The 9,964-nt window shown below is 37.8% G+C and carries 9 protein-coding genes; 5 read left to right on the forward strand and 4 right to left on the reverse strand.

Going from position 1 to position 9,964, the window contains the following annotated elements:
• Both E5A76_RS12235 and E5A76_RS12240 read right to left on the reverse strand, forming a co-directional pair.
• Positions 1-1,348: transporter substrate-binding domain-containing protein (locus E5A76_RS12235; RefSeq protein WP_161119102.1), on the reverse strand; the 1,348-nt coding region annotated here is incomplete at its 3' end.
• Between the two features lie 17 nt (positions 1,349-1,365).
• Entirely contained in the window at positions 1,366-2,967 is a 1,602-nt protein-coding gene (locus E5A76_RS12240; protein WP_161119103.1) for a response regulator, read from the reverse strand.
• 473 nt (positions 2,968-3,440) lie between these two features.
• On the opposite strand from E5A76_RS12240, the gene E5A76_RS12245 reads away from it, so the two are divergent.
• The 4 genes from E5A76_RS12245 to E5A76_RS12260 all read left to right on the forward strand — a co-directional run bounded on the left by E5A76_RS12245 (position 3,441) and on the right by E5A76_RS12260 (position 5,443).
• On the forward strand, positions 3,441-4,241 hold the full coding sequence (locus tag E5A76_RS12245; protein WP_161119104.1) for a hypothetical protein: 801 nt from the start codon (positions 3,441-3,443) through the stop codon (positions 4,239-4,241).
• Between the two features lie 9 nt (positions 4,242-4,250).
• Positions 4,251-4,469, forward strand: a complete 219-nt coding sequence (locus tag E5A76_RS12250) for a DUF6500 family protein (protein ID WP_053989282.1) — start codon at positions 4,251-4,253, stop codon at positions 4,467-4,469.
• Positions 4,470-4,574: 105 nt separating this feature from the next.
• Complete coding sequence (locus tag E5A76_RS12255; protein WP_107166236.1) at positions 4,575-5,000, forward strand: GNAT family N-acetyltransferase; 426 nt, start codon at positions 4,575-4,577, stop codon at positions 4,998-5,000.
• A 26-nt stretch (positions 5,001-5,026) separates the two neighbouring features.
• Positions 5,027-5,443, forward strand: coding sequence for a lysozyme inhibitor LprI family protein (locus E5A76_RS12260; protein WP_161119105.1), 417 nt, complete (start codon positions 5,027-5,029; stop codon positions 5,441-5,443).
• Between the two features lie 88 nt (positions 5,444-5,531).
• On the opposite strand, the gene ppsR is transcribed toward E5A76_RS12260, so the two are convergent.
• Complete coding sequence (gene ppsR / locus E5A76_RS12265) at positions 5,532-6,365, reverse strand: posphoenolpyruvate synthetase regulatory kinase/phosphorylase PpsR (protein WP_053989279.1); 834 nt, start codon at positions 6,363-6,365, stop codon at positions 5,532-5,534.
• 172 nt (positions 6,366-6,537) lie between these two features.
• Here ppsR and ppsA point away from each other — a divergent pair, with 172 nt between their 5' ends.
• Positions 6,538-8,913 (forward strand): phosphoenolpyruvate synthase, encoded by a 2,376-nt coding sequence (ppsA, locus tag E5A76_RS12270; protein WP_161119106.1) that lies wholly within the window; start codon positions 6,538-6,540, stop codon positions 8,911-8,913.
• 78 nt (positions 8,914-8,991) lie between these two features.
• On the opposite strand, the gene E5A76_RS12275 is transcribed toward ppsA, so the two are convergent.
• A complete protein-coding gene (locus tag E5A76_RS12275; protein ID WP_161119107.1) occupies positions 8,992-9,921 on the reverse strand; it encodes a VirK/YbjX family protein in 930 nt (309 codons plus the stop codon).
• Positions 9,922-9,964 lie beyond the last annotated feature (43 nt).

Here is a 9,964-nt window from a genome sequence, read left to right on the forward strand (position 1 = left end):
AGCTAATACTGCGAGGGTGATTATCTAATTTACTTGGAACAATTTTTAATTGTCCTAAAAATTCATTTTGCAATAATATCTGTACTTGAGAAAGAGAGATAACGGCATAATCAATATCATTATTGATTAATCCCATAAGTAAACTTTTTTGTGAGTCAAAAGTGACCATGTTATTATTTGGATACAAGTTCTTCGTTAAACTTTTTACAAATCCTGTATCAATAACACCAATTGACTCATTTCTGCTGATACCGTAAATATTATTATTTGAAAATTTATTAACAATAACCCAAGATTCACTACCAAATGGCATGGTGAAGTGTACTTGTTTTTTACGTAGAGGAGAGATCGCGACAGCGCTTAAAATATCAATCTCACCACGATTGAGCATTTCTTTGGCCATATCGTAGTCATCAACATGCACAAACTTAAACTGCACACCAAGTATATCGCTGAACTTTTTTATAATATCAGCTACTTGAAGGTAGATGGTGTCGTTTTCTTTGTAACATGTTTTATCAAAATTGTAGCCAATACGTAGGGTGGAAACTGAATTAAGATAATCTTTTTCAATCTTAGATAGTTTTATATCATTAGGATGTTCTAATAGTTCAATTTGACTTTTTGTTAGCCATTTATTATATATTTTTTCTAATTCCTCATCTTGTAATGAAGATATTTCATCATTGATGATATTAAGCAGATAAGAATTAACCTTAGACGTTGCAATATGCATTTTATCTAATGGTAATTGTTCTACAGTAGAGAACTGCAAATTCGTTTTAGTATTTGCTTTACGATAAAGATTATGAAGTGTAATAGCGTTACCAATATAGGCATCACTAATCCCAGTTTCTACTGAATTTAAAGCAATTAATATATCAGGCATGATCAGCGCTGATATATTATCACTTTTCTGTTGTAGTAATTCATTCGACAGAAAACTATCTTCGATCGCAATGATTTTTTGTTCTTTATTTGAATATGATTTATTACTTATCATGCCATAAGGAACAGCAAGAATAGGCAGGCTGAATGCCATTTTTTTCTTTCTTTCAAAAGAACGGTTAATACCGACAATCAGGTCAATCTCATTTTTTTCTAATGCAGAAATAATATCGTTAGGATCATTAAAGGCAACTGCTTCTACAGCAAAATTACCTTTTGTTGCAAGATGATCCATTAAGTCGGGTAAAAGCCCCGATAGTTCATTTTTACTGGTTGTGAACAGTAAAGGTGACCAACCTAATGCAAGATAGCCCGCTTTTAATTTAGTGCGATCGTGATCGGTATTTGCCCAGCACTGTGACGTGAACAATACGCTTAATATGATAAGTAAGTAGCGCATCAGTGTTTCTCGGAAAATTAGTAAAGAGGTTTGTTGAGTACTGCGTGCTTACTTTTCAGCTTTAAGTACCATTCAGGTTTGTTCTCTTGTGATTCAAACACCCAACGCGCTTCGATGATCAAGTTTTTATCGCTGAGGTATAAATCTAAATAACCTCGAGCGTACATTTCAACAATGCAGCGACCTAAAGTGATATCAAAGCGATACAAAGGCCAAAGGGTGACGATTAACTGACCCGCGATATGAAATTGTTTTTGTTTAACCAACTGAAGGGCGTATTTATATTCAGCTGATTTGTTTTCATTGATCTTAGCGGTTTGTGCCTTTAACCAAATTTGTTTAATGATGTTATGCGGTTCATTAGGGTTATCATTAAATTTTTCCGCTAATTGTTGTGAATATTTCACAATATGGCTGTGCATTGAAAGACGTATTGCCACACTAAGAGCAATGATCAAAAACTCACTTGATAAATCATGTTGCTCTAGTTCTTCAATACTTGAAATAGCCGTCATAAAATCACGATAAGCGACAAGAGTAGAGTGAGTTTCGGTGGCTTGATAGGCACGTAGTAGGTACAGATAAGCGCGATCATGTTTGGTGTATTTTTGCAGTTGGCTGATCTGTCCCCAAAGTTTCTCAACGGGCACATTTTTTTTGCTATGTTGATGTAATTGCACCCAGACTAAAAAAGCGTAGTTTTGTGGTCTATCCCAAATAGAATAACGCAGTGATGCGCAGGCTTCTCTGATATGACGATCAATCTCCGTATCATGTTGAAGGCAGAATTCAATCCAAATCAGTCCAAATAAACGGTACAGATTATTACGGCTTAACTTGTGTGCTGATAACCAAAACTCATACCCCATACTGATACGGTTTTGTTTGATCGCAGCCCTTGCTTTTAGATCTAATAAACTTAAATGTTGTTGTGGACTCGAAGAATTAATAGAGGTTAAAAAAGGGAGTAATTGTTCGAGCTTATTTTGTGATAACCACAGCTGTGCTAATAATAATTTAGCTGGGACATAGTCATTTTGTTGCAAAATATCATTGAGCATAAGTTCAATGTCAGTATGATTTTCGCTTTTATTATTAATAAGTAATCGTTTAGCGAGTGTTGTTACTGCAGACCAATATTTGTCACAGTAAGAGTTATTCTCTAAAAATCGTTGTGCACCAAACCAACCATTTGATTGATAATTTTCGAATACAGCATTATCGAAATTATGTTTATTAAAATGAAAATTAATTCGAGATGTAAGGGTTTCTAGTCGAAAGGGTTTAATTAAATAATCGGTCGGTTGATATTCAGAAAAACCCATAAGAATAGATTCTGAGTCATCAGCTGTAACAATAAAAATAAGCGGATTATGTGCGATTAATTGATTGTGATGGAGCCTTTCAAGTAGCTGAAGACCAGTGCTTCCTAGCCCTAAGTTGAAATCGATAAAAATGATATCAAACATTTGTCTCTGACATAGTTTTACTGCATCTTGAGCATTTGATGCTGTAAAGATCCGCTGAGCTTCAAACTTGCCTTTGAGTAAAATTAATTTTGTAGTTTGTTGAATAATAGCACTATCGTCGACAATAAGAATGGATTGACTATTTGTCATATACGCTCATCAAAAGAAAGAAATTTGTATCTAATGGATATGATTTTGAGGGATGCGTATATTATTTCTTTTATAAAATCATAACAAACCATCATATGTAAGAGAATGTAATATTCTGGAATGGTATGATCTCGGCGATTTGATAAGGAAATAAAAATGAGCGGATATATAAATAACAATGGGTGATTTTTTGTATTTAGCGTAGGTGCTAATACATGATTGAATACGCAACTTATGTCTGTTAGGGGACGGTTTTCAGCCAGTAAAGCTCGTCCGTCAGGTTGTGGTTTATTTGCAACAAAGTGCTAATAGGTAATATGTTCGAAAAGCCTAAGCGTTCCTCTCTAAGCAAATCATAAACAAATCTTTGAATTAGATTGAGTCATGAACTATTCATAAGAGTTTTGATGCGCATAACGTATTTGTTATGTATTTATTCCTCTCAATAGGAACTCATGGGCTTGGAGGTGGATGTGAAACGCTGTAATGATGAAGTGATTGCTGTTATTAAGGTTAGCCACTCGAAAGCCAAAATCAGAAGACCCAAATCATATCCCGATAAGTTTATAGGTATAGATACCTATCTAACGCATCAATCATGTTATCAGCGCCCTGTGCTTATCGTGACTGAAAGTCCACATATTGAAGAGTTTAATGTCCATAACGTAACGGATTTTTCTAGCAATACGATTGTAAAAGCAAGACCTGTTAACGGCGTTACTGGAATGAATATCTTGATGCATTTGGCTGGCTTATTAGAAGCGGCGAATGTGTTTCCCTCCGATGGTTATTACCCTGTGATTGTGATGAATGCACTTCAAGAGCAATGCTCACAAGGGGATAGAGACACTGGCAAATATCGAACAAGAAACTTTCTTCGTTTATGGGGAAGTCAAAAAGCATATCTTGAATATCGTTTAGAACAAATAGAACCGTTGATCGTGTTGTGTTCATGTACTGTGGGTGATTTTAATTTATCAAATGGGATGAATGCGTACTATGAAGGTAACAGGTCGCTCTTTGAACAGCGGTTTGAGATGCTTTTAAAAGAAGAACTTCAATTGATGCCTTCAACCGAGCATACGTCATACCGTTTTCTTGGCTGTAAGGATTTATCGGGTTTGGTGTTGGATGTTCTAGATCGCGTGTTTGCTACTAAAAATATACCGATTTACAAAACAACGCATCCTTCGAGTTGGAGAAACCGAACGCCAACGCTAAGAAAATACAATAACCAGATAAGATTTACGTTTGATAGTGAAGTAACAGATTAAAGGAAAGTAATGAGAGCGGTATTAAGAAATAAAATCATTGAAGTATGTAATAAGAAAATAGCCAGCAAAGGTGAAAATGTTGGCGTGTCTTTTTATGCGTTTTTTAAAAACAAAAATGATGATCCAGAACTATTAATGGAAGCTGCTGAGTGGTGGATCAAAACTCATCAACTCGATCATTTTGAAAAAGCTGCCAAGATCAGAGCAATGGTCATCGCTGGTGAATAAAAATCCCGCTTTGATATCGCAGAATAGTGGATAAATAAAGGCGTGAAGATAACTTTCATGTTAGTTTCCACGCACTATTTTTGTATATCGTCATTGGAGTAAACATTGAAAATTGAAGTATCTGTTCAGCCGTCTGAGCATCAATTACAAGTGATAAGTGATGGTATTAGTGCGTTTAATGCACCGTATTTACCTAATGATGGTGAGTTTGAATCTGGCTTACGTTTTGCGATTATGGCGCAGAATGATAAGGGTGAATATGTTGGCGGATTGCAAGCGAGTGTAGTGTGGAGCTACTGTGTTTTAGAGTTACTTTGGCTGTCAGAAGAAACTCGAGGACAAGGGATTGGTACTAAGCTTATAGAGCAGTTAGTGACGTTGGCTAAGGAAAAACAGTTAACGCAAATCCGTACTGAAACCTTGGATTTTCAAGCCAAACCATTTTATGAAAAACTGGGCTTTACTGTTTATGGTGAACTAGCAGATTCACCCAAAGGACATACAACATACTTCTTGGTGAAAATGCTGTGACTTTTATCGTTATTTAGAGGCTAAATATGAACAAGTATCTGTTTCTTGCTTTAGTTTGTTTGTCGTTCCCCACATTGGCTGCAAAGAAAGTATTGGATTGCGATAACCCTCGTAACACCCTTGAAATTAACGAATGTGCAGCAGGTAAGTTAGATGCAGCACAGGCAGAATTAGAGAAATATTTTTCAGCTAGTCTTGAGCATAATAAAGAAGATCCAAAGCTAGTTAAGGCGATTGAGCAAGCGCAGAAAGATTGGGAAGTGTATATGAAAGCCCAGTGCAGTGCGGTTTATACGCAGTGGCGTGACGGTACAATCCGTAATGTGATGGCGTTAGATTGTAAAACCCAGCTAACCAAAGAAAGAACTCATGATATCTGGATGCATTTCTTAACTTACATGGACAGTACGCCTCCGGTACTACCAGAGCCATCAAAGAACTAATATATCAGCTGAATAATAAAAGCTCAGTACAAACCGATTGTGCAGAGCTTTTTTAGTTGAAGTCATAAGTAGTCATTACAAACGGGCACTAGAATAAACGGCGTTTTAATCCTGTTCTTTCTAATATACGGGTTGAGATCTCTTCTACCGACATGCTTGATGTGTTGATGTAAGGAATGGCTTCTCGTCGAAATAAGCTTTCTACACTGTGAAGCTCTGATTCACATTGCTTTTCACTGGCATAGTCACTGTTAGCCAGTCGACTACTGCGGATCTCCGTTAAACGCTCTGGATCTATGGTTAAGCCAAACAGTTTATGGCGATGAATTTCAAATTCAGGTAATAAACGCATTTTTGCTAAATCTTCGGCGATAAACGGGTAGTTCACCACTCTTAAACCAAACTGCATTGCCATATAAAGGCTGGTGGGTGTTTTGCCACTACGCGATACACCGAGCAAGATTAAATCCGCTTCCTCTAAACCACGCAGTGAAATGCCATCATCGTGGGAGAGGGTGTATTCGATGGCTGCTATTCGATCAAAATAACCATCTTGATCTTTACCGACACTGTGTGAGCGTTGCAGCTGTGGCTTGGGCTCTAGCTGTAGATCTTCAGCAACGAAATTGACCATGGTTTGTAATACATCGTAGAACAGGGCATTGGCAGAGAGGAGTTGTTGCTTGATGTCAGGTACGACCATAGAAAAAAACACCAAAGGCTTTTCTCCTGTCGCTAAAAAAGATCGTTCTATCTCTTTTATCACTTCAGTGACTTTGTGCCCATTCTCAATAAAGGGAAAGGTCTGTTCATTGACTTTAAGAGGGAACTGAGCAAGCACAGCATGACCAACTGTCTGACAAGTAATAGCGGTTCCATCAGAAATGTAGAATACGTCACGAGTTCTAATTTTGGGATGCATAATAAGTTTAAATCATAAAATAAATTTAGATAAGATGCGCTTAAGGTATAGAAAAGTGATCAAACATTTTGCTACCAAGTCCACAACCTGACTTAAAAGTAAAATTTTTTGCCAATTTAAGCAATCGTTTGCCTTTTCTTTACATGGTAGTTGATTATTGTTGGAGAAACACATGCAAAAGCACACCCTTTGGTTCAATACGTTATCAATGAATGATGTGAACCAAGTTGGCGGTAAGAATGCCTCGCTTGGTGAAATGGTCTCAAACCTTTCAAATGCGGGAGTGTCTGTTCCTAACGGGTTCGCGACTACCTCCCACGCATACCATGAGTTTTTAGAGTATGAAGGGCTGAATAATCGTATTTACGATTTGCTAGGTACTCTTGATGTTAATGACGTAGATGCACTACGTGAAATAGGTGCTACCATCCGTAATTGGATTTTAGATGCGCCATTTCCAACTGAATTAGAAGCGAGCATCCGTCGTGATTACCTTGAATTGATTGATGGTAATCAAGCACTTTCCGTCGCGGTTCGTTCATCTGCAACCGCAGAAGACTTACCTGATGCTTCCTTTGCGGGGCAACAAGAAACATTTCTTAATGTAAAAGGCGTTGATGCCGTTTTAGAAGCAACGAAGCATGTGTATGCATCATTGTTTAATGACCGTGCCATTTCTTACCGTGTTCACCAAGGTTTTGATCATAAGGGCATTGCACTGTCTGCGGGTATTCAACGCATGGTACGTTCTGATAAAGCAGCCTCTGGGGTAATGTTTACCTTAGATACTGAATCTGGTTTTGATCAAGTGGTGTTCATTACCTCATCTTGGGGCTTAGGTGAAATGGTGGTGCAGGGCGCAGTAAACCCTGATGAGTTTTATGTTCACAAGCCAATGCTTGCAGCTGGACATGCACCGATCGTAAGAAAGAACTTTGGCTCAAAACTCATCAAGATGATCTATTCAGATAACCAAGAGATTGGTAAGCAAGTCGACATTGTTGATACTTCAGTCGAAGAACAGCACCAGTTCTCAATTAATGATGAAGAAATTAAAGAGCTTGCTAAACAAGCAATGATCATTGAAAAGCACTATCAACGTCCGATGGATATTGAGTGGGCGAAAGATGGTATTGATGGCAAGCTTTACATTGTTCAAGCGCGTCCTGAAACGGTATGTTCGCAAGGATCTCAAAACGTAATTGAGCGCTATGAGCTAAATAATAAAGCCGATGTGTTATTAGAAGGTCGCGCGATTGGGCAGCGTATTGGTAGCGGTAAAGTACGTCTGGTTGATTCACTTGATCAAATGTCACTGGTTCAAGAAGGGGATGTCCTTGTTACTGATATGACAGATCCAGATTGGGAACCTGTAATGAAGCGTGCTTCAGCGATCATTACTAATCGAGGCGGTCGTACATGTCACGCTGCCATTATTGCCCGTGAGTTAGGTATTCCTGCCATTGTAGGGTGTGGTAACGCTACAGAAGTATTAACAGATGGTGCTGTTATTACTGCTTCATGTGCAGAAGGTGAAACAGGTTATGTTTATCAAGGTGAGTTGAATTATGAAGTTCGACGCTCTTCGGTAGATGAACTACCCATGCTACCAACGAAAGTGATGATGAATGTGGGTAACCCTGAGCGCGCATTCGATTTTGCGCAGCTACCGAATGAAGGAGTTGGTTTAGCGCGTTTGGAATTTATCATCAATAAAATGATTGGTATTCACCCGAAAGCGTTACTTAACTTTGATGCACAAAGTGACGAGTTAAAAGCGCAGATCAGCGAGAAAATCAAAGGCTATAACGATCCTATTGATTTCTATGTAAGTAAACTGACTGAAGGTATCTCAACTATTGCTGCGGCATTCTGGCCAAAACGTGTGATTGTACGTATGTCTGATTTTAAATCGAATGAGTACAGTAACTTAATTGGTGGTCAAAGTTTCGAGCCTCATGAAGAGAACCCTATGTTAGGTTTCCGTGGTGCATCTCGTTATATCTCTCCTGTGTTTGAAGATTGCTTTGAACTTGAAACACAAGCGATCAAACGTGTTCGTAATGAAATGGGTTTAAAGAACGTAGAGATTATGATCCCGTTTGTTCGTACACCGAGTGAAGCTGCATCGGTTATTGAATTACTGGCGAAAAACGACTTACGCCGTGGCGATCAAGGTCTGAAAGTGATCATGATGTGTGAACTGCCATCAAACGCAGTACTGGCGGATGATTTCTTAAAGTACTTTGATGGTTTCTCGATTGGTTCTAATGACATGACTCAATTAACGCTTGGTTTAGATCGTGATTCTGGTGATGTTGCGCATCTCTTTGATGAGCGTAACCCAGCGGTTAAAGCAATGCTGAAAATGGCGATTGATGCGGCAACAAAAGCAGGTAAGTACGTCGGAATTTGTGGTCAAGGACCATCTGATCATGATGATTTAGCCAAGTGGTTAATGGATCAAGGTATTAGCTCGGTATCATTAAACCCAGATACCGTTATTGATACTTGGTTAAAGCTAGGGAATGTTAATAACAACCATTAACAGACAGCTTAGGTTTAGAACAAAGATTAAAAAAGGCTCTGACTTCAGAGCCTTTATTTTTTGTTGAGGCTTTTCTTTTTACTTTGATGATTGAAGAGCTAATTGCAGTGATGGTTTTAACTCATCAAGCCACTGATAACGATGTTTATACAATTTGCGCTTATTTCGATTGAGTAGGGTTAAGTCTTTTCGTTTCGGTGATAACGGCAACTGATATAATTCTTTATTTTGTTTGATACCATTATATTCTTGCCATAACTCATCATAGTCACAACTAACAGCTGTGCGTTTTGAACCAATATAACGTAGCGCTTGGTAAATATGACCTTTATTGCTAACAGCGGTAATATTTTTTAATTGGTAACAATCAGCAAAAATAAGAACTAATTCAACCATTAATGCTTTAGGACGTAAGCCATATAATCCTTTGGTTAACTGTTTAATAAGTGCTTGACGGTTTTCAATATCACTGTCTGGACCTTGTAAAGCACCAATATGTAAAAGGCTTTTCTCCTGGTTAACGGTGAAACTAATACAATACAACTGTGTATCGTTATTATCCGTTAATGTAATGCCGATAGAGCCCTCGCGTGAGTAACCAGCATCAAGGTATATATTGTAAGTATTGTCGTTCTTATCTGTTATTTGCCAAAGTTTATAGCCTTTATGCTGGTATATATTTAAAAGGTTTGAAGAAAAATTGTTCAGCATAAATTGCAGATGCTTTTTCAGCATCAGTGTTCTTTGGTTTTTATCCCATGATAAGCAACCGTATGGTTTTAGAGGCTTTTCAATAAAAGACGGGTGTACCGTAATTAATTTTTTAAGTAATGGATCATCGAAGCAGCTTATTAATTCATTAGTAACTTTAGGCGATAAAACACACCAGCAATAGAGGCGAAACTTCTTTCTGATTCTATCAATCCCTGTGGTGTCTGAATAACGCATGTTTGATAAAAATGATCCATGCTTAAACACCGTGCCTGATGTTATGCTCTGAATAGACATTTTGATAAACCTTATAGAGATGTATGTTTATTATGTATGGATA

It is taken from the genome of Photobacterium lucens, assembly GCF_009873615.1.
Lineage (GTDB): Bacteria > Pseudomonadota > Gammaproteobacteria > Enterobacterales > Vibrionaceae > Photobacterium > Photobacterium lucens.